We start from the raw sequence: 640 nt of genomic DNA, 5'->3' as shown, positions 1-640 counted from the left end.
GAACACGACGGGAAAAGGCGCAGAATCACAGGTCGCGAGACAAACTGGATCTGAATTTGATGACTGGAATTGCTTAAAGCAGCTGGCGGAGAGGATGGGATTCGAACCCACGAGACCCTTATGAGGTCTACTCCCTTAGCAGGGGAGCGCCTTCGACCACTCGGCCACCTCTCCGGTAAGGGCGAGATAGCCGGTACGCTTTGTCATTTCAAGCGAATTGCGCGCGAACTGGTAAAATTTCCTGCGAATTATCGCACTTTATATATGCGTAATCAGGAATGTGCCTGGAATCAGTGGCTTTCACGAAGGGACGCAAGCGGCATTTCGCAGATATATGCAGATATATAAGGACGGAAGATTCGCCCTGATTTCGATCAATGTGGCGGCCCGCAGCGGTAGTCTGACATATTCTGCGCCTGGAGCGCGAGAAATCATGGATTCGCCTGCCGGAAACAGTGTCGATGCCAAATATTGCGTGTTTTCAAGCGTTAAGACCCGTTAATTCGCATTTACTCATGTTAATAAACCCTAAACGGACCACCCGGAAACGGGCAATTTCGTGTCTTTTCTGCAACAACCCTCCCTCATAGAAGCACGAGAAAGGTTGGGAGAGTGCATTCGATGTTGAAACGAGAAAGCG

At 50.0% G+C, this 640-nt stretch carries 1 tRNA gene; it reads right to left on the bottom strand.

From position 1 onward, the window contains the following. Positions 1-83 precede the first annotated feature (83 nt). Positions 84-174: transfer RNA gene (locus tag F9K94_RS24235), tRNA-Ser, on the bottom strand. Positions 175-640: the final 466 nt, after the last annotated feature.

The organism is Brucella tritici (assembly GCF_008932285.1).
GTDB lineage: Bacteria > Pseudomonadota > Alphaproteobacteria > Rhizobiales > Rhizobiaceae > Brucella > Brucella tritici.
This window is presented reverse-complemented; position numbering and strand designations above follow the sequence as displayed.